Below are 19,959 nucleotides of genomic sequence, written 5' to 3' on the forward strand. Positions count from 1 at the left end.
TTTCCGTCAAAATTCGATTTTGTCTCTTAAAACCCTGATTAATCGGTTTTTAGAGCTAATTTTGACTCTTCGTCTAATCTGCCTGTCTTCCTTGCTGTGACTGACTTACAAATTTTTGGAGATGTCTCTTGGCAAATTGGTCGTGAATTTGGCGAGTCATTGCAGGGGATAATTAAGCCGAGAAAGTGCATTAACAATCTTTTTGGATCATAGCAAGTTTTGAGAATTTATCTTTTTAATTAACAGCACCAGTGTGCGAACCAATCGGCTCTCTTATTCTTTGTGTAACAAGTTTAACTTATATAGTAGCGATCGGTCTTTGTGTCCTTTGCGTCTCTGTGGTTCTTTACACTCACTTGCCCGCAAGACTGTATCTTAGAATACATTTTACCCACCACACCTAAGAGAGTCACCAATCTTGCTTAAAGGCCCCTTCTCAAGTTCCCAGAGCTTAGTCACCAATATTCCGAAAGTGACGGAAAAGGGATAATCTTCCACTCAATTGCTCAAAAAAAAGGCTAGAATCGAAATATAGTATCGATCGCTAGAGATTTTTGATGAATTACCAAAAATTTTGCTTGGCTTTTTTGCTGTCCCTTATCCTCATCAACACCGGATTAGTTATGCCTAGTTACGCAAACGAAAGAGAATTGAGGACAATTACCGTAACGGGAGAAGGAATAGAAAATATCGCCACTTCTAAGGCAATAGTGCGCTTAGGGGTGGAAGTTCAAGGCAAAGAAGCGGGTAAGGTGCAGCGGGAAACCGCCAATCGTAGCGATGCGGTGGTTAAATTTCTCCGTTCCCGTCAAGTGGAAAAATTGGAAACCACCGGCATTAGTTTACAGCCCAATTACGACTTCAGCAACAATCAAAGACGTTTAATCGGTTATATCGGGGCTAATTTGATTAGTTTTCAGGTTGATATAGCCCAAGCGGGGAGTTTAATCGATGAAGCGGTGAAAGTCGGGGCAACACGCATCGATGGGGTCAGTTTTACTGCTGGAGAATCAGCGATCGCAGCTGCCCAAAGAACCGCTCTCATCAAAGCCACGGAACAAGCTAGAGAACAGGCGACAATCGTGTTACAAGCCCTCGGTTTAGTGCCGAAAGAAACGGTTTCTATCCAAGTGGGTAATACCAGTAATCCCGTGCCAATAGCCCGATCAGAAGCGGTTTTTCGGAGTGCCGATGCTGCCAGTAGCCCGGTTATCGGAGGGGAACAAACCCTGCGGGCTGCTGTCACCCTCGAAATTAGCTATTAAGATCTGTAGCTAGAGACAATTAACTACACATATCTAAACACCTCTTGCCTGTTGCCGGATCAAACTTTCGCCCTCATCCGTGAATTATCCCAACTTTTTACCCACTGTTAGGGAGGGATTGAGTGAAGATACCTCCCTTGCTCTCCTCCAAAATATCCAACAAATTGCCATCGATAGCCCCATCTATCCTCGATCGATTCTAACCACCTATAGTCAACAAGGGCAAGGTCAACCGCCCTTTGTTCTCCTGCACGGTTTTGATAGTTCCCTGCTGGAATTTCGGCGTTTACTACCTTTACTCGCCCAAAATAGGGAAACTTGGGCGATAGATCTGCTCGGCTTCGGTTTTACTGAGCGATACCCAGATTTACAAGTATCTCCCAAAACTATTAAAAGCCATCTTTACCATTTCTGGCAAACTGCGATCGCTAAACCGCTGATTTTAGTCGGTGCTTCCATGGGGGGTGCAGTAGCCCTGGATTTTGCCCTCTCCTACCCAGAAATAGTGGCAAAATTAGTCCTGATTGACAGCGCAGGACTAGCTAATCCCCCAGTTTTGGGTAAATTGATGTTTTCTCCCCTCGATAAGTGGGCAACTAATTTTTTAGCCAATCCCCGCGTGCGTCAAAATATCAGTCGTACTGCCTATTTTGATGCAACTTTGGCCACTGTTGATGCTTGCACCTGTGCTAATCTGCACCTGAATTGTCCCCACTGGAGTGAGGCTTTAATCTCCTTTACCAAAAGTGGGGGTTATGGGGCATTTTTGCCGAAATTAAGCCAAATAAACCGAGAAACGCTGATTATTTGGGGCGAAAACGATCAAATCTTAGGCACAGAAGACGCCAAGAAATTTCAGCAGGCTTTACCTAATAATCAACTGGTCTGGATTCCTCGCTGTGGTCATGTTCCCCACCTCGAAAAACCAGAACTTACCGCAGCTGCGATAGTTAAATTTGCGAACTAAAAACCTATAATAGGATTATTTGACGCTATGGTGCCAACTTTTATGAAATTTTTGCCGATCACTCTCGCTGCATTCAGCCTTCTCAGTTTATCTATTAATATTCCCGCTACTGTGGCCACACAACAGCTTTTTTGTCGAGGTCGCATGAATAACGGTTGGTTCTATTCAGCAGAATTTATCAATGGACGTTTTGAACGTATTCGCTGGAAGCGTTCCGGTCAACCCCCCCAAGTTTCTAGCCTTAGTTTTAAAAATACTAACAACAAAGGACAACCGATTTATCGCGGCAGTTTATTCGCCGCGGTCAGTGTGACTCTGATAGACTTATCGAAAGGCGATGTCCGTCCCGGTTCGCAAATTTCCGTGGGAGTGGAAGAATGGGGTTGGTCCCGGGGAAACTGCGGTCTTTCTAACCGATAATTCCGATTGTTAGCGGACAGTCAAGATTAAAATTATCTCAGGGAGACAAACGGGAGTCGATTTGAATATCTACCGACTCCTCCTATGTATCTTATGCCTTTGATAAAATCAAAAACAATGGCGTACATTGGTTGGATAAATTATCTTTTTTTAGCTATATTTAGGCTGCCTAGAGTTATTATTAACTACAGTATTAAGTTTTTTGAAGGGAGGGAATGCTCTAGAATCGCGACTATAATGAGTAAACAGATCATTCCTGTGTCGGCAAGAGCGAGAAAATATGTCTGCTACTGAATACGAAGCAATTATCGGTTTAGAAACCCACTGTCAACTGAACACCAAAAGCAAGATATTTTGTTCCTGTCCTACCAGTTTCGATAGTCCCCCCAATACTAACGTCTGTCCCGTCTGTTTGGGTTATCCGGGGGTATTACCCGTCCTTAACCAAGAAGTCCTGGCCAGTGCTGTTAAACTGGGATTAGCTATCGATGGTAAAATCACACCTCATAGCAAATTCGATCGCAAACAGTATTTTTATCCCGACCTGCCGAAAAATTATCAAATTTCCCAGTATGATCTCCCTATTGTCGAACAGGGTCAACTAGAAATCGAGATCGTCGATAAAAAAACTAAGGAAGTTAGCCGCAAAATTATCGGCATTACCCGTCTGCACATGGAAGAAGACGCAGGAAAACTGGTTCATGCTGGCAGCGAACGTCTCTCCGGTTCCACCCATTCCCTCGTGGATTTTAATCGTACAGGTGTACCATTATTGGAAATTGTCTCAGAACCGGATTTACGCACCGGCACCGAAGCGGCGGAATATGCCCAAGAATTACGGCGTTTAGTGCGTTATCTCGGCATCAGTGACGGTAATATGCAGGAAGGTTCCCTGCGCTGCGATGTCAATATTTCCGTTCGCAAAAAAGGCGCTAAAAAGTTCGGGACTAAGGTAGAAATTAAAAATATGAACTCCTTTAGTGCTATCCAAAAAGCCATAGAATACGAGATTGATCGACAAATTGAAGCGATCGAAAATGGGGAATTGATCGTACAGGAAACCCGTCTTTGGGAAGAAGCTACTCAACGGACGATTAGTATGCGGAAAAAAGAAGGTTCTAGCGATTATCGCTATTTTCCCGAACCGGATTTACCCCCCCTAGAAGTTTCCCCCGAACAGTTAAAAGCTTGGGCGGAAGAATTACCGGAATTACCCGCTAGTAAACGTCGTCGTTATGAGGAAGAATTTGGTCTTTCCCCCTACGATGCCAGGGTTTTAACCGATGATCGCAGCGTAGCCGAATATTTTGAAACTGCTGTAATTGCGGGGGCAAATGCGAAATTAGTCGCTAACTGGATCAGTCAAGATATCGCCGCTTATTTGAATAATAATAAGCTGACGATCACAGAAATTGCCCTGCAAGCGGCAGACTTAGCCGAATTAGTTAAACTGATTGAAACCGGAACAATTAGCGGCAAAATTGCTAAGGAAATTTTACCAGAACTTCTCACCGAAGGCGGTTCACCCAAAGCGCTGGTGGAAAAGAAAGGATTAATACAAATTTCTGACAGTTCTGCGATCGAAAAACTGATCGAGGAAATTATCGCTTCCCATCCAAGCGAGTTAGAAAAATTCCGGGCGGGTAAAACCAATCTTAAGGGATTTTTTGTCGGTCAAGTCATGAAAAAAAGCGGCGGTAAGGCCGATCCTAAATTAACTAGCCAAATCTTAGATCAAAAACTTTCTGGTTAGTTATATTCAGTGATCAGTAATCAGTAAACAGTAATCAGTGGGGAGCTTTTTTTCAGTGTTGCCAAAGGCACGGCGTAGCCGTCCAGTAAACAGTAATCATTGAACTTAAAACTCAAATCTGATAACTGATAACTGGTAACTGGTAACTGGTAACTGGTAACTGATAACTGATAACTGATAACTGAAAATGACCTCGCAATTAAAGTCTAATAGCCCAAAAATTCTCGCTGTTGTCAATGGTAAAGGTGGTGTGGGTAAAACCACCACTGCGGTTAATTTAGCGGCAATTTGGGGACAGAATCAGCGTGTTTTGCTGGTGGATGCCGATCCGCAGGGTTCCTCCACTTGGTGGGTAGAAAGAAATCAAGCGGGTATGGTATTTGATTTAGCCAAGCAAATTAATACAGAGAAATTAGGAGAATTGCGTCAAATTATCGAGTACGATCTGATCGTGATTGACACACCACCAGCTTTGCGTTCCGAATTACTTACCGCAGTCATAGCAGAATCAGATTATTTAATTTTACCGACTCCTCCCGCACCGATGGATTTAATGGCTTTAATTGACACGGTACGCACGGCAGTTAAACCCCTAGGAATTGCCTATCGGGTTTTATTAACGAAAGTGGATTCTCGTAGTCTTAAGGAAACTTTGGAAGCACAAAATACTTTATTAGAATTAGGTATTCCCGCCTGTCATGCTTTTGTCAGAAATTATAAGGCCCACGAAAAAGCCGTTTTAGATGGGGTAGCTATTACCAATTGGCGCGGTAAAAATGCCCAAGAAGCCAGCGCCGATTATCGTCGTGTGGCCGAAGAATTAGAACGGGATTGGTAGATTTATGAACAGGTTTTCTAAGGACAATATTTTTGCAGTAAAGAGATCACTAAATCCAGACCATCCGGCTGAACTTGAACAGTATAGGCTTCCGCTTCAATTTGTCTGCTAAAACCCTCATAATTCATAAAAAATCTTCTGGTCATTGCCGGGGGTTCTATGCCTAAATTAAGAGCTTTAACTGTTTTGCCCCCATGACAAAGTTGGGCAGCATGGACAGCTTCATGAATTAATGTTGGTCCGGCAATACCTAAGTCAAAAACTAGGGGATGAATCCAAATAATTCTAGTTTTACTATCAAATAACCCGTAGGCTCCTCGCACTGGTGGTGGGGAAATTTTAACGATAAAATTATGTTTTTCTAGAGCTTTTTGCAGCAGTAAAAAATCAGGATTTGCCGCCGATAAATTTTCTCCTGCAGCTAATTGCATCCCTAGAAAAACAGCGGCAATTTTATAATAAATGCCCATCGGGTGATAGTTCCTATTAAAAAAATATCAAAATTAGCAGGAGGTTATTCATTGATGAATCGAACCATCGGGGAGAATTGTTCCCGTTAAAATTGCCCCAGTTAATTTCACCATAATACGCTTACCAAAGCCAATTTTTGCCCCGCGTAAATCCGCCGCCGACAAATCTGCCCCGCTTAAATCCGCCCCGATGAGATTGGCTTCCTGTAAATTTGCGTCTTTAAGGTTAGCTTCGAGGAGATTGGCGCGAAAAAGATTAGCTTTGTAGAGATTAGCTTTTTCTAGGTTAACTTTGTGCAGGAAGCTATCGCTTAAGTCGGCATGGCTTAAATCTGCCCCGATGAGACTGCAACTAGAGAGATCTTTTTCTTTCAGGTTAGCCCCCTGTAAATCAGCCCCGTTTAAATCCCGATAGTGGGGGCGCCAGGCGGCATGATTGTGGACCTGATGGTTATTCTGAGAGTGGCTGTGTTGATTATGGGTTTTATGACTGTGGGTTTGGGAATTTTGGCTGGGTTGGCTAGGGTGAGGCTGATAGGGGGAAGCAGTTTTAGAGGCGTGGGCGGGCTGTTTTTCAGTTTTAGGGGCGTAATTAGAGCGTTTAGGAGAATTTTGATGAATTTGCCGCAATTGTTCCCTAGCTTGGTTAATTTCTTGCAGTTTAGCGGTGGCTTTTTCCAAAAGACGCTGATTATCTTTGGGAATGCGATCGGGATGCCAAATAAACACCAAATCTTTGTAGGCTTGATTGATCTCGTCGAGAGATGCCCCATGATCTAACCCTAAAACTTTATAGTATCGCTCCAATTCTTTCATCATCGAAGTCCTAGTACAAGGATAAAAGCATTAACGGCCACAATTTCTCTGAGTCTTGTCGGATTTTCTAGGAGAGGATTTCTTTTAGGATAATTTGACTCTGGGAGAGTTGCCATAAAATTTGAGAAAATGTCTGGTAATTCAGAAAATCTTGTTTTTCTATCCTGTTTTGTGACGTAATTGTATAGCACATAACAGCAAAATCAGCAAATTTTTGATATGAAACTTAATTTTACTGTTGGGGGTTAGGGAGATGGGAGAACAAATAAAAATAATCTCCTGAATACTGACGACCGGCTCCTGCCTCCCGACTGCTGTATGATAAAACTTGTCCCGATAGGATAAATCAAGGTCGTGAAATTTGGTCAGTGGTTGGGGTTTATCTGTTTAATAATGGCTCTCTATGTATTGTGGCAGATTCGACAGCTGTTATTATTGATTTTTATGGCGATCGTGTTTACCGTAGCCTTAAATAGATGTGTAAAAGGATTGCAGAGATTGGGGATTAAAAGGGGTTTGGCTATTTTAATTACCCTGCTGACGAGTCTAGCAATTGTGATTTTATTTTTTATAATTATTGTTCCCCCCTTTATCGAACAGTTTCAAAAATTAATTGAACTTTTACCGCAAGCTTGGGATTTAGTCCGCAATAACTCGATTCGATGGCGACAACAATTTCAATTTGATTGGTTGCCATCGCTGCCTAACTTAACTGATTTAGTCCAGCAGTTACAACCTTTAGGAACCTTTGTTTTTAGTAACTTTTTTACCTTCTTTTCTAACTCAGTTGCGGCAATTTTGCAATTATTATTCGTGCTGGTGTTAGCAATTATGATGTTAGCCAACCCCCAACCCTATCGACAAGCTTTCTTAAAATTATTTCCTAACTTCTATCGTCGTCGTGCCGAGGAAATTCTTACCCTATCGGAAGCGGGTTTAGGTAATTGGTTGTTGGGAATTGCCATTAGTTCAACTATGGTAGGATTATTCAGTGGTTTCGGTCTTTTTGTTCTACAAATCAATCTAGTTCTCGTTCATGCTATCCTGGCAGGATTGCTCAATTTTATCCCTAATATCGGACCGACTGCTAGTGTGATTTTTCCGATCCTCATTGCTGTTATCGATGCTCCTTGGAAAATTGTCGCTATTCTGATTCTCTATTTTATTATCCAAAATGTCGAAAGTTATTTGCTGACACCCACTGTCATGGCTAAACAGGTATCTTTACTACCAGCAATTACCCTAATCGCTCAAATTTTCTTCGCTCAAATATTTGGCATCTTAGGTTTGTTATTGGCTTTACCTTTGACAGTGGTAGTAAAAACATGGTTAGATGAATTACTATTCAAAGATATTTTAGATCAATGGGATCACGGTCATAACGAATCTTAAATAATCTCGGCAAAAACCATGAAATTAATCATTCTTACTCTCGTTATTTTATCTAACTGTTTTGCTGCTCTCCCAGCTAAGTCTGAAACAGTGCTAGAAAAAATTAAACGCACGGGATTATTAGAAGTAGCGATGAGAGAAGATGCCATTCCTTTTGGCTATCGAGATAGTAATAATAATTTACAGGGATTATGCTTAGATTTTATCCAATTGCTCAGAGAGGAACTCAAACATAAATTAAACCTCCAGATCATCAGTATCAAAATTTATAAATCAACTTTATTTAATCGCTTCCAGTTATTGGAAAATAAAACCGTTGATTTTGAGTGTGGTCCAAATAGTATCAGAAAAAATATACCTGATGGCGTCAGTTTTTCTCGTCCTTTTTTTGTAACGGGAACTCAGTTTTTAGTTCGGAGTGATAATCAGAAGAATTTTAACTTTTCTTCGTCCTTAGAAGGGATAAGTATTGGAGTTTTGCGAGATACCACCACTCAAGAATTATTAAGAGAAAAATATCCTCTTGCTATCTATCAGGAATTTCAAGGAGTGACGGGAAGACTGCGGGGTATCCAAAGTTTAAGAAGGAATAGAATAGATGCTTTTGCTAGTGATGGTATTCTGCTAATTGGAGAAGCTGTCATTCTCGGTTTATCCCTAGGACAAGATTATCAACTTATCCCGCGCAATCCTTTAAATTGTGATTATTATGGTTTCATTCTTCCCGCTAATGATCCCCAATGGCAAGAGTTTATTAATGGGGTTATCGTCACCAGTGAGAACAGAAATATTTTTAAAGCATGGTTTACTGAAGTTGCTTCCTATTTTAGAGATACCTGGCAGTATTGTCGTAATAATCCCGAAAAATCCCAGTAAAACTTAACGATTATGCACACAAAAAATGATTTATTTTGGTTAATTGGTTGCGCTACAATAATCCTGTTTATTTGCAGTGCTGTCAGACATATTTTATTTCAATCTAATGCTCTCGATCTTGGTTGGTTCGATCAAGGAGTTTACTTAATTTCTCAAGGTAAACCACCGATTATATCTTTTGTTGACTACCATATTTTAGGCGATCATATCGCTTTTATCCTCTATCCTATAGCCTTACTTTATAAAATTTATCCTAGCGTTTATTGGTTGCTTTTCTTACAAGCTTTTTCCCTTTCCCTTGCCGTTTTTCCCCTCTGGCAATTGGCAATAGAAGCGGGATTAGAAGAAAAAAAAGCTTATACATTAGCCTTAGTTTATCTGCTCTATCCTTTGATTTTTAACGTTAATCTCTTTGATTTTCATCCTGAAGTTATCGCAGTTTCAGCCATTTTTTGGACAATTTTGGCCGCAAGATTAAATAATCTCTGGGGATTTTGTCTAGGAATCATTATTATTCTCGGTTGTAAAGCAATTCTCTCTTTAACATTGTTGGGAATGGGTATTTGGTTACTTCTCTGGGAAAAGAAAAAAATCCCTGGAATAATTGCTATTATCACTGGCATTCTTTGGTTTATTATCACCACGAAATTATTAATCCCTCTCCTGACAGGAAAATCAGCAGTTATCGAAATGGCTGATTCTCGATATAGTTATCTAGGAGATAGTTTGCCAGCAATTATCTTTAATCTTTTCCTCAAACCCGATCTAGTCTTTGGAAAAATCTTTACTGGCAATAATCTAGAATACCTCATCCTATTAATTATTCCCTTAGTTTGGGGTTTATCCTGGCGCTATTCTGCCCCAATAATTGCTGCTATTCCCGCACTCGCTTTAAATTTATTGGCAGATCATGCCCCACAAAAAAACTTAACCACTCAATATTCCCTGCCAATTTTACCTTTTTTATTTCTAGCGGTTATCGCCACTTTAGCCCATAATAGTAACTGGTTAAAAAAACCTAAATGGATAATTACTTGGGCAATTATTGCCTTTTTTGCCTTAGCTAAATACGGCTATTTTTGGTCACTGTATTTAAATTCCCTCGATACTTGGTCCGCCACCCAAAAAGCTCTCACCCAAATTACCACCAGCGAGAGTGTCTTGACTACTTCTAGAATTGCCCCCCATCTTACCCATCGAGAAATGATCAAATTAGCGATCGAAGGTTCCCAATCCCTAGATTTAAATCAATTTAATTATATCCTACTCGATCGCCGTCATCCTGGTTGGTCTAGTTCACCAGAACTAATTGATGATCACTTAAATAAACTGAATCAAAATGAGAACTTTCAGTTAATCGTTAATCAGGATGATGTGTTTTTATATCGGGCCTTGACAAACCCTCAAGGAATAAAATAATTTTTCGTTCTACCGATTTCAATAAATTTTCTTTATCGATGGGAACCCAGACAATATCAGCATCGGCACGAAACCAAGTGCGCTGACGTTTAGCAAATTGACGGGTGTGGAGGATAATTAGATCGATCGCCTGTTCTAAAGAAATTTCCCCGAGGAGATATTGCTTAATCTCTGCATAACCCAAAGTCTGCAAAAGTGGCAAATCCCAACCGTATTTATCCCCCAAATTCTGCACCTCTGCTACTAATCCCCTGGCGATCATTTGATGAGTACGAACAGTGATCCGCTTGTCTAAACTTTCTGGGGAACAGTCTAAACCAATTTGTAAAATTGGATAAGTGGGGGGATTTTCTCCCTGCTGACTAGAGATAGGTTTTCCTGTTAGATAAAAAACCTCTAAAGCGCGTAAAGTCCTGACCTGATCATGGGGATGAATTTTTTTAGCGGCCTCTTCATCTACCTGCGTCAGAATTTGATAAAGATAGGATTGTCCTAAAGCTTGTAATTGCTGTCTTAGATCCGGTTGAGGAGAAACCCTCGGTATTTTTAAACCCTTGACAATGGACTTGATATAAAGTCCCGTACCACCGACTAAAAACAGAGGAGAATAGTGGAGATTGCTGATTAAATCCTCAGCCTGTTCTTGGTACTGTGCTAGGGTAAAATTATCTTGAGGATCACAAATATCAATTAGATAATGGGGAATCCGCTGACATTCTTCTAAGCTAGGTTTAGCGGTACCAATATTAAATTCTCGATAGATTTGTCGAGAATCGGCACTGAGAATTACTGAATTAAACTTTTCAGCCAATTGTAGGGCTAAACTGGATTTTCCTGTGGCAGTTGCCCCACAAATAACAATCAAAATAGGTAAAGAGGAAGGCTGCATCTCATTTTCGTAAATCTACCAAGTTGGGATTTTTAAGGGGAAACTCTCGGTTAAAATCGGGCTTTACTTGCGATTTTATCACTCAATCCAAGCTTTTGGGGGGTTTGGGGGGTAGAACCCCCCGCGCATTAGCTTTTCGGTGGGATGCTTACACGCAGTTGTTCATACATTTGTACCAATTTCAGAGTCACTGATAATTGCTGATTGTCGGTATTTCTGCAAATGTGAGATGCAGCCAAGAGGAAAGAGGAAGTAGTCATCGATTTTACATGACAGTAATCAGTAATCAGTGAAAAGACAGGACTGTTAAGCTAAGACGCATTTAAACAGGGTATTGTTAAGCTGATTAACAGCTTATCAGCAAGAAATTAAGTTTGTCATTTAACAAAAAAAAACAGCACCCATGAGGATGCTGTTTGTCAAGAAAATGTTACAAAACTTAAGCTAAAGCCGCCATTTTCACATCGTTATTAGCGAGGATATTTTGCAACTCCTCTGCGTCCACGGTTTCTTTTTCCACTAACATTTGCGCTAACTGGTCCAAGATGGCGCGGTTATTGACTAAAACCTCTTTAGCGCGACGATAGGCCTGTTCCACTAAGTTACGCACCTCCTCGTCAATAGCTGCCGCAGTTTCATCGGAGAAATCTCGATCGGAAGCGATATCACGACCTAGGAAAACATTACCATTTTGACGACCTAAGGCCACCGGACCGAGGCGATCGCTCATGCCGAAACGAGTGACCATTTGCCGCGCTACTCGTGCCACCTGTTGCAGGTCATTAGAAGCACCCGTAGTCACTTCCTCCTCACCGAAGATAATTTCTTCAGCTAAACGACCTCCCAAAGCTACAGCCATCTGATTTTGCAGATAAGCGCGAGAATATAACCCGGATTCCATGCGATCCTCGCTAGGAGTGAACCAAGTTAAACCCCCAGCGCGACCGCGAGGAATAATACTAATTTTCTGGACAGGATCGTAATCCGGCATTAAAGCACCCACCAAAGCGTGACCAGCTTCATGGTAAGCAACTAAAGTTTTGCGTTTTTCGCTCATGACGCGATTTTTCTTCTCAGGACCTGCTAGGACACGATCGATCGCATCGTTGATCTCATCCATGGAAATCTCGGTTAAATTGCGACGTGCCGCTAAAATTGCAGCTTCGTTGAGCAAATTAGCCAGATCCGCACCGGTAAAACCGGGGGTACGACGGGCGATTTTATCGAGATCCACGTCTTGGGCCAAAGTTTTGCCTCTGGAGTGGACATTAAGGATTTCCTTACGGCCAGCGTAATCGGGACGATCCACCACCACTTGGCGATCGAAACGACCCGGACGTAATAAAGCGGCATCCAGCACATCAGGGCGGTTAGTGGCGGCGATAATGATAATACCTGTATTACCTTCAAAACCGTCCATTTCCGTTAATAATTGGTTGAGGGTTTGTTCCCGTTCATCGTTACCCCCCCCTAAACCGGCACCCCGTTGACGACCGACAGCATCAATCTCATCGATAAAGACGATACAAGGTGCATTCGCTTTCGCTTGTTCAAATAGGTCGCGGACGCGAGAAGCACCCACCCCGACGAACATTTCCACGAATTCCGAACCGGAAATGCTAAAAAACGGGACTCCTGCTTCTCCAGCTACTGCGCGAGCGAGCAGGGTTTTACCTGTCCCCGGAGGACCGACTAAAAGGACTCCTTTGGGGATTTTTGCTCCAATTGCCGTGAAGCGATCGGCATTTTTGAGGAAGTCCACCACTTCGTTTAATTCTAATTTTGCCCCTTCAATCCCGGCCACATCACCGAAAGTAACCTGGGTTTGGGGTTCCATCTGTACTCTTGCTTTCGATTTGCCGAAGTTCATCGCTTGGGAACCGGGGCCACTTTGGGCGCGACGGAGCAAGAAAAATAGACCAACAAGAAGTAAAATCGGGAAAAAGAGGCTACTGAAAGCTCTTACCCATACTCCTTCTTCTCTTTGGGGTAGTACGGAAATATCAACGTTATTTTCTGCCAAGATGTTGATTAATTGCGGATCGTTGGGCAGGTTAACTAATACATTGGTTCCATCTTGAGTGGGTACGATCGCTCGTTGCCGGTCGGCACTTAAGCGCACGGTTTCTACTTTACCTTCCCGCACTTCCTGTAAAAATTCACTATACTTCCAAGTCTGTTGCACTGCTGGCTGGCGATCAAAGAAAGCTGAGGCCAAGGCAAGGACTACGATTAACAATAGGGCATATAGTCCCGCATTGCGCCATTTTTTGTTATTACCGTTTTTGTTCACGCTGTCGAACTCCTGATAAATTGAGGATGATCTTATCGGTTGTTAAGGGGTTGTTAACTTATGTTAACGTTTCTCAGGAACAGTGGACAGGTTTTTTTTTAATATGCCTGTTCTGGTCCGCCATGGGGGTTAGCTGTTGGGGGTGGGGGAGTATGTCAATGTGACTCTCCTAGACCGAGTAAGATCACTTAGTAAGCAAATGCCAAAATACTGCATAAAAGCTGCAAGTGGAACGATAGAGAGTTTAGTTGACCTCCACGGGGACTAGCTAGATGAAAAAACGAGAGACTTTGCTGGAGAATTTTTGTTGCTTTTTAGTTTTGCAGCAAAATAGGACAAAATGGAATTGCGATCGGCGTTTGCGTCGTAACATAGAAAGCTATGGCCCAATCGATCCTAATGTCGAGTCCGAGGAATATTGGTCTCTATTCTTTCACCAACAGTATCAGAATCACGGTTCCAAAAATCATCTTTTTCGTGGGCATTTATACGCTTATTTACAGGAACCTTGCTACTGGGCCGCTGCCGAAATCTATCACAAATATCAAGCTAAACTGGATTATCAGATCGAAGACTACTTTAACGAAGGAAGTCTTGGTTTTGAGGCTATCTTAGCTGACTTTAAGCCTTTATTCTCCACTCGCTTCGATAATTTTGCCACCCAGAGGATTAAATATCGCTTAATCGATCGCATCCGTCAGATTAGTCAAGCATTCGGCCATAATACTTGGAGCCTACTACTTAATTCTACCGGAGCGCGTCTCAGCCAAGCTCTCCTGGCGAGGGGATTAGTGGGAGAAACTCTCGAAAATTACCTTTTAGCTTGGGATTACTATAAAGAAATTTATGCCCAGGCAAAAATAAAAACCGATGGTAAAATTCAGGAACCTAGTCCAGAAATCTGGCAAAAAATCGCCGCTGCTTATAACTCGGATAGCCACTCTACCATCAAAATCAATTCTGGGACAATTACCCGATGGTTACAGGATGCAGGACAAGCTATTTTTGATTATTTATTTCCCCAAGGAAAAACAATTTCTCTACAGCAACCTTTCGGGGATGGGGAAAGTAGCACGAGGGAAGAAATGATCGAAGATACTCTCCATAATAACCCTTGGCAGCAATTAGAAGCGGCGGAAAATTTTCGCGAGTCGCAACAAAACCACCAAAAAATTCTAGCTTGGTTAGGGGCAGAAATTTCACAGATTTGTCAGCAGCCGCAACAGGCAAAACTGCATCCGCAAATTCAGTTAATTCTAGAGATGACTTATGGGTTAGGGTTGGGACAAGTGGCAATTGCCGCTAAGATTACAGAAATTACCACGGTGGTTATCAAACAATATCAGGTTTCTAGGGAACTGGATAAAGTTTATCGTCACCTCGCTAAAAAGTTTTTACCCTGGGCCAGCGAAAACCTGCATATTTCTTTCCAGTCTCACGATAGAGAAGTTATTAGTAAAGCAATAGAACCATGGCTAACATACTACTATCAAACCAGCGCAACAACTCAGGAGGATTAATTATGGTTAATGATTGGTTAGAACTAACTCCTGATAGCATTTGGCTAGAAATACCCGCAGATATTCAAGAGATAAGTTGGGCAAAAAGTGCCAGTTTTACTGATGCCAGTATTCGTCAGAGATTTTATATTAATTATCTCTGTCAACAAGTTATTTTTAACTATCTACAGTCAGGGATGCCTGGGGTTAGCTTAGTAGAAAATCAAGAGGATTTCTGGCAACTAGGAGTTAATGGTTTTACCGTTAAATTAGGCGAAAAGTCAGTAATAGTTATTGCCAGCGAAACTCTGGATCTAGAAGCGATCGAAATTCCTCAAGAATGGGTAGATATTCCTCAATTAATTGGTGATTATTATCTAGCGGTACAGGTAAACACTGCCGAAAGTCATCTGAGAATTTGGGGTTCTACTACCCATAAAGATATTAAGGAAAAAGGACAATATATTAAGCGCAATCTTAACTACTCTCTACCGAGAAATCAACTGCAATCAGGATCAGATTCTTTAGATTTATGGGGAGAGTGTCAATTACAACCAGTGAAGATTGAACGGGAAAAGATGGAGGAAAAACTATCTTTAGATAGATTGACAACCTTGCTAGACATCTTAGCTAATCCTCAGTTAATCTTTCCCAGAAAAGCCGTTACTTTTCAGGAATGGGCAGCAGTTATCGTCAATAGTAACTGGAGAAAAATTTTAATTACCCGTCGGCAAAAATCCCCCGTCAAGTTAACCAATTGGTTTGCCCATAATTTCCCCATTGATTGGCAAAGTATACTCGATTTTAGCTCACTGTCACTGGTTCCAGCATTCAAAAATACAGAAATTAAACGCATCAAAGATTTAGGAGTAGAATTACTCGGAAATTCCCTCGCTTTGATGATTACTATCGCTAAAACTCAAGAAATATTTAGCCTGCAAGCGACTGTTTACCCCACGGGAGAAACAAGCACTTTACCCCCCCATTTAAAATTAAGTATTCTCACCGAAACTGGTCAGGTTTTTCGAGAAGTAATTGCCACAGATAACGATGAATTTATTCGTTATCGATTTGATGCTGAATTGGGGGATAAATTCTTCATTGAAGTGGCCTTAGAATCGGCAAGAGTAACCGAATATTTACAAGTATAAGCGAGGAAAAACTTAATGATTAAACTCCTAACTCTCGAACTAGATGGCACATTCGATCGGGGATTTAAAGTAAAATTAGAAATTCGTCCCGATCTTAATTCTCGTCCCCAAACTGTGATCAAAGCAAGGCTACCAGCTAATTTAGAGTTATTAACTCTTTACCGTCAATGGCAACGTCACTATAGTGAATTAGAGGGATTTTTTAAAGTCTTAAAAGATAGCAATCCCCAACAAATTACCAATAGTTCTCAGCAGAGTTTAGTCTTTAAAAACTGCCAAGAAAAAGCCAAATTATTTGAGGATAACTTAAACAGATGGTTGAATAATAGCCCAGAATTTGAACCGATTAAAACCGCAATTCTGCGCTCTGGTAATAACTTTCGTATCTGGGTACAAACCGATAATATTTGGCTACAAAGATTCCCCTGGGAAAAATGGGAAATTCTCCAAAATACCGGCGCAGATATAGCCATTATTGTCTCAGAATACGATACCTTAGCCAGACAATTAAAAAATCATAAAAAAATTCGGATTTTAGCCATTTTAGGCTATGCCACCGACTTAAAATTTCTGGAAGAAGATCGCAAAACCTTAGACGATATTGCGGGAAAAGCAGGAGCCGAAATTATCTGGGAAAAAGCTCCCCACCCGCAAAAATTAAATCAGTTATTGCGTCAAGAAACTTGGAATATTCTCTTTTTTAGCGGTCATAGTGCCAGTACAGAAGATGGCCAAGATTGCGAAATTCAACTAACAGAAACTCATAAATTAAAGATAGCTGATTTTAGCTTTTCCCTGGGAGAAGCCACTAAAAACGGGTTAAAGTTAGCGATATTTAACTCCTGTGATGGTATCGGTTTGGCACAACAACTATCCCGGGAAAAAGGGATGGCATTACCCCATCTAATCTTTATGCGCGAGAAATTACCCGATCCCGTTTCTCCCAAATTTCTGCAATACTTTTTAACCGCTTTTACCAATAATAAATCTCTCTATAGCGCCGTACATGAAGCCCAAAAAAATCTCCACGATGACTGGGAAAAAGACTATCCCTGTGCCAGTTGGCTGCCCGTAGTTTGCCCCAATCCCACCGAAGAACCCCCCACTTGGCATAGTTTCAGTAACTCCCCTCAAAAACAACAAAATTGGCGACGATTTGCTCTAACTTTCGGTTTAGGTTTAGCCGTAACGATGACAGTCTTGGCAATAAGAGAAACAGGAATTTTAGAACCCTTAGAATTAAATATTTATGATCGCCTGATGCAACTAAAACCCAAAGATAAACCCGACGAAAGATTATTAATTATTACCATTGATCGCCAAGATTGGGAATATCAAGATCGCATGGGTATGAAAAGACCAACAATACCCGGAAGCGATCAAAAACGTTCCCTCGCAGGAGAAGCATTATCGCAGCTTTTAAATAAATTACTGCCCTACGAACCGCAAATTATCGCCTTAGATATCCTCCGTCCCATCGCTGCCAGTCAAGATTATCCACCCCTAGCCAAACAATTACAAAATACTCCTAATTTTATCTCGATTTGTAAGTTCAATAATTACCCGCAACCGGACGGATTTCCCCCACCCCCGGAACTGCCAAAAAATCAGAGTGGTTTTAGTAACATAGTCCTAGACGAAACCATTGCCGGAGTTCCCCGAATTCGTCGTTTTTTATATCAGGCAAAACTCGATCGCACCTCTCCCTGTCTTCCCCCGGATTCTTTGGCCAAAGTTGACTCAATGTCCTGTAATTTTAAAGATTATGCTCCTAGTTTTAGTCTCCTAATTGCCAAACGATATCTAGAATCCCAGAATCAAGATTTTGACTGCAATAAACTGCAGCGGGGAATTCTAGAAATTAATATCGGGGATACTCATCTCGGTGACTGGCTACAATCCAACCGCGGCCCCTACAGAACCAGTCAATCCGATACCCGATCCGGCCGTCAAGTTATGCTCGCTTACCGTCGAATCGCCGATAATGGCAGCGATGCAATCACAAAAATTGCCCCGAAAAAATCTCTCCAACAGGTTTTAGATCCGCGTTTTAATCCCGAATCAGTCCGGGAAAAAATTGTCCTGATTGGAGTAACAGAACCCGGGATCGATGATTTTTTAACCCCCTTTAGTCGCAACCCATCGGAAGCAATTCCGGGGGTTTATTTGCACGCGCACGCAGTCAGTCAAATTCTCGATACAATGACAGGAAAACGTACCTCGATCGCTTTCTGGAATCCCCTACAGGAGGCTTTCTGGGTGCTGGGTTGGTCCCTGGTGGGGGGATTGTTAACGTGGCGTTTTCTTCGGGTAAAAACGGTACTTTTGACAGTGGTGATCGCTGTGATTTCCCTTACTGGTATCGGTTGGCTTCTCTTTAGTTATTTCGGTCTCTGGGTTCCGATTATCCCCTCAGCGATCGCACTTCTCACCACCTCCGGTATCTTCTTTTTTCTTCGTTCTTATACTAAATCCGTTGAGTAACGCACAGAAAACGGGTTTCTCCGAGAAACCCGTTTTCTACTATTTAAAATAGCTAGGTAACAGCCATGATCAAACCTTCGATCGCCCTCATCCTTCTTTTCTCCCTACTGCCTCAACCCGGGTTAACCCTTGTCACCCCGGCTGCCGGAAATATTTCTAATCATCCCATTCTGACGGCACAGGGCGATCGGGAGCTTACCGAGGAGCAATTCCTACAACGAGTCACCGTTAAGATTACTAGCGAGATAAATCGGGGATCGGGGACGATTATCGCTAAAAAAGGCGATAATTACCTTATCCTAACCAACGCCCACGTTACCCGCAACACGAAAACCCTACAGGTACAAACTTACGACGGCCACAGCCGTGCGGCCCGCATTGTCCCCAATTCCCTATCGGAGAATCAAGATCTCGCTCTGCTGGAGTTTAGCGATACCCGGGATTATCCGATCGCCACCATCGCGGAGTTTACCATCAATCAAAACAGGATCGGTTTAGAAGTGGTGGCCGCGGGATATGTTGCCGAAACGGGACAGTATCGGACGACAAAGGGAACCCTCGAACAGGTGAGCGATCGACCCCTCCGGGAAGGCTACAGCGTCGGTTATAGTGGCGAGATCGTGCAGGGAATGAGTGGCGGCGGCATTTTTGTTGATGGGGAGTTAATCGGCATTAACGGGCGATCGGCCCATCCGATTCTCTCTAACTACATCTACGAGGACGGTACGAAACCCACAGACGCAGAAATCCAACAGATGAGAGCGGTTAACTGGGGCATTTCTATCAATACCCTATTAACCTACATCCGTCCCGAAATCCTCAGCGCCTATAACCTACCCCTACCGCAGGTGAACCCCGATATAGAAACCACCGCCCCTACTGACTATATCGCCGAATTAGAAGCGAAAGCCAAGGGTTTCACCGTCCGGATTGATAGTACGAGCGGTGGAAACGGTAGCGGTGTCATTATCGCAAAAGAAGGAAATATTTACACAGTTTTAACCGCCGATCACGTCTTCTGCGAAAAAATCAAAGGCACCACCAGATGTGCCGATCACACCTACACCGTCGTCACCAGCGACGGCAAAACTCGAAACATCGAGAAAAGCACCATCATCCGTCAGGAAGGGGTAGATTTAGCAGTTTTTCAGTTTGAAAGCCTGGACAATTATCCCGTTGCGGAAATAGCGAATTATAACCCAAATACCGGTGATTTTGTTTTTGCCGCAGGCTTCCCCAAAATTGGCGACAATCCCTCGAAATGGTTGTTTAGTGGCGGTATAATTTTCGATAAAAAACGGGGGTTAATAGAAAACCCCCAAAGTGACTTAAGCACGCAACAAAGTGGAACATTACAAAGTGTTGCTTCTTTAACCGGAGGGTATGAATTAGTTTATACCAGCATCACTTATGGGGGCATGAGTGGC

General features: G+C 42.2%; 16 protein-coding genes. 12 read left to right on the forward strand and 4 right to left on the reverse strand.

Annotated elements, in window-relative coordinates:
- The first annotated feature begins 557 nt into the window (after positions 1–557).
- From MiAbW_RS17460 to MiAbW_RS17480, 5 genes are all read left to right on the forward strand, one after another.
- Positions 558–1,265, forward strand: a complete 708-nt coding sequence (locus MiAbW_RS17460; protein WP_151697144.1) for an SIMPL domain-containing protein — start codon at positions 558–560, stop codon at positions 1,263–1,265.
- A 79-nt stretch (positions 1,266–1,344) separates the two neighbouring features.
- Positions 1,345–2,232, forward strand: coding sequence for an alpha/beta fold hydrolase (locus MiAbW_RS17465; protein ID WP_151697145.1), 888 nt, complete (start codon positions 1,345–1,347; stop codon positions 2,230–2,232).
- A 42-nt stretch (positions 2,233–2,274) separates the two neighbouring features.
- On the forward strand, positions 2,275–2,652 hold the full coding sequence (locus tag MiAbW_RS17470; RefSeq protein ID WP_151697146.1) for a hypothetical protein: 378 nt from the start codon (positions 2,275–2,277) through the stop codon (positions 2,650–2,652).
- A 280-nt stretch (positions 2,653–2,932) separates the two neighbouring features.
- Positions 2,933–4,405: an Asp-tRNA(Asn)/Glu-tRNA(Gln) amidotransferase subunit GatB gene (gene gatB / locus MiAbW_RS17475; protein WP_151697147.1), complete on the forward strand. Its 1,473-nt coding sequence runs from the start codon at positions 2,933–2,935 to the stop codon at positions 4,403–4,405.
- Between the two features lie 187 nt (positions 4,406–4,592).
- Positions 4,593–5,243 carry a ParA family protein gene (locus MiAbW_RS17480; RefSeq protein ID WP_002777994.1) on the forward strand — a complete coding sequence of 217 codons (651 nt, stop codon included), beginning with the start codon at positions 4,593–4,595 and terminating at the stop codon, positions 5,241–5,243.
- A gap of 17 nt (positions 5,244–5,260) precedes the next feature.
- Here the strand turns inward: MiAbW_RS17480 and MiAbW_RS17485 are convergent, their stop codons facing one another.
- Entirely contained in the window at positions 5,261–5,713 is a 453-nt protein-coding gene (locus MiAbW_RS17485) for a hypothetical protein (RefSeq protein WP_151697148.1), read from the reverse strand.
- Between the two features lie 48 nt (positions 5,714–5,761).
- A complete protein-coding gene (locus MiAbW_RS17490) occupies positions 5,762–6,529 on the reverse strand; it encodes a pentapeptide repeat-containing protein (RefSeq protein ID WP_151697155.1) in 768 nt (255 codons plus the stop codon).
- Positions 6,530–6,883: 354 nt separating this feature from the next.
- Between MiAbW_RS17490 and MiAbW_RS17495 the strand changes: the two genes are divergently transcribed.
- The 3 genes from MiAbW_RS17495 to MiAbW_RS17505 are packed head-to-tail and all read left to right on the forward strand — an operon-like array spanning position 6,884 to position 10,216.
- Positions 6,884–7,921 (forward strand): AI-2E family transporter, encoded by a 1,038-nt coding sequence (locus MiAbW_RS17495; RefSeq protein WP_151697149.1) that lies wholly within the window; start codon positions 6,884–6,886, stop codon positions 7,919–7,921.
- 18 nt (positions 7,922–7,939) lie between these two features.
- Positions 7,940–8,797, forward strand: a complete 858-nt coding sequence (locus tag MiAbW_RS17500) for an amino acid ABC transporter substrate-binding protein (RefSeq protein ID WP_151697150.1) — start codon at positions 7,940–7,942, stop codon at positions 8,795–8,797.
- Between the two features lie 12 nt (positions 8,798–8,809).
- On the forward strand, positions 8,810–10,216 hold the full coding sequence (locus tag MiAbW_RS17505) for a DUF2079 domain-containing protein (RefSeq protein ID WP_151697151.1): 1,407 nt from the start codon (positions 8,810–8,812) through the stop codon (positions 10,214–10,216).
- Here the strand turns inward: MiAbW_RS17505 and miaA are convergent.
- Positions 10,158–11,105 (reverse strand): tRNA (adenosine(37)-N6)-dimethylallyltransferase MiaA, encoded by a 948-nt coding sequence (miaA, locus tag MiAbW_RS17510; protein ID WP_151697152.1) that lies wholly within the window; start codon positions 11,103–11,105, stop codon positions 10,158–10,160. The two genes, MiAbW_RS17505 and miaA, sit on opposite strands and share 59 nt — an antisense overlap.
- A 439-nt stretch (positions 11,106–11,544) precedes the next feature.
- The gene (gene ftsH3 / locus MiAbW_RS17515) at positions 11,545–13,398 is read right to left on the reverse strand and encodes an ATP-dependent zinc metalloprotease FtsH3 (RefSeq protein ID WP_002784350.1); all 1,854 of its coding nucleotides are present in this window, start codon (positions 13,396–13,398) and stop codon (positions 11,545–11,547) included.
- Between the two features lie 272 nt (positions 13,399–13,670).
- Here ftsH3 and MiAbW_RS17520 point away from each other — a divergent pair, with 272 nt between their 5' ends.
- From MiAbW_RS17520 to MiAbW_RS17535, 4 genes are all read left to right on the forward strand, one after another.
- On the forward strand, positions 13,671–14,918 hold the full coding sequence (locus MiAbW_RS17520) for an RNA polymerase subunit sigma-70 (protein ID WP_151697153.1): 1,248 nt from the start codon (positions 13,671–13,673) through the stop codon (positions 14,916–14,918).
- Positions 14,919–14,920: 2 nt separating this feature from the next.
- Positions 14,921–16,048 (forward strand): DUF1822 family protein, encoded by a 1,128-nt coding sequence (locus MiAbW_RS17525; protein WP_110545806.1) that lies wholly within the window; start codon positions 14,921–14,923, stop codon positions 16,046–16,048.
- A 15-nt stretch (positions 16,049–16,063) separates the two neighbouring features.
- Entirely contained in the window at positions 16,064–18,532 is a 2,469-nt protein-coding gene (locus MiAbW_RS17530) for a CHASE2 domain-containing protein (RefSeq protein WP_151697154.1), read from the forward strand.
- A 65-nt stretch (positions 18,533–18,597) separates the two neighbouring features.
- Positions 18,598–19,959: S1 family peptidase (locus MiAbW_RS17535; protein ID WP_172967393.1), on the forward strand; the 1,362-nt coding region annotated here is incomplete at its 3' end.

It is taken from the genome of Microcystis aeruginosa NIES-4325 (assembly GCF_008974145.1).
Taxonomy (GTDB): Bacteria; Cyanobacteriota; Cyanobacteriia; order Cyanobacteriales; family Microcystaceae; genus Microcystis; species Microcystis aeruginosa_G.